This window comes from Microbacterium sp. OVT16B, assembly GCF_019969705.1.
GTDB lineage: Bacteria > Actinomycetota > Actinomycetes > Actinomycetales > Microbacteriaceae > Microbacterium > Microbacterium natoriense.
In genome coordinates this window covers 1-771 of the sequence record NZ_JAHXZA010000006.1, presented here as the reverse complement: position 1 = coordinate 771, position 771 = coordinate 1, and the positions used below count along the sequence as shown (strand labels likewise).

Here is a 771-nt window from a genome sequence, read left to right as displayed (position 1 = left end):
TCCCTTTTTTTCCCCCCTTCTCTTCCCCTTCTTTTCTTCTTCTTCCTTCTCTTCTCTTCTTCTCTTCTTCTTTTCTTTCTTCCTTTCCTCTTCTTCCTCTTCTTCCCTCCCTCCTCCTTCCCCTCCTCTTTCTCTCCCCTTTTTTCCCCCTTCTTCCTTTTCCCTCCCTTCTTCCTTTTCTTCTTCTCCTTCTTCCCTCTCTCCTTCTTCTCTTTCTTCTTCCTCTCTCTCTTCTTCCCTTCCTCTTCCTCTCCTCCTTCCCCTCCCCTCCCCCTTCCTCCTTCTCTCCCCTCCCTCCCTCTCCTTCTTTCTCTCTTCTTTCTTCCCCTTCTTCAGCATCGTCTTTTTCACACGGCTTCTCTTCTTCTCCTTCTCTCCCTTCTTTTCCCCTTTTTCTCCTTCTCCTTTTTTCCTCCCTCTTCCTCTTCTTTCTTCTCTCTCTCTCCCTTCTTCTCTCTTTCCTTTCCCTCTTCCTCCCCTTCTCCCCCTCTCTTCCCTCCTCCCTCTTCTCCCTCTCCCTTCTCTTCTCCCTTCTCTCTTCTCTTCTTCTCCCCTCCCCCCTCCTTTCTCTTCTCTCCTCTCTCTCTCTTTCTCCCCCTCTCCCTTCTTCTCTCTCTTCCTCCCCTCCCTTCTTCTTTTCTTTCCCCCCCCTTCCTCTCTTTTCCTCTCCCTTTTTCTTCTCCTCTCTTTCCTTCTCTTCTCTTCCTTCTTCTTCCTCTCTTTCTTCCCCTTCTTCCCTTCCTTCTCTCCTCTCCCCTTCCCTCCCCCTCC

General features: G+C 50.3%; 1 protein-coding gene. It reads right to left on the bottom strand.

Going from position 1 to position 771, the window contains the following annotated elements:
- On the bottom strand, positions 1–771 hold a 771-nt coding region (locus tag LC438_RS18960; protein ID WP_223587501.1), incomplete at both ends, for a hypothetical protein.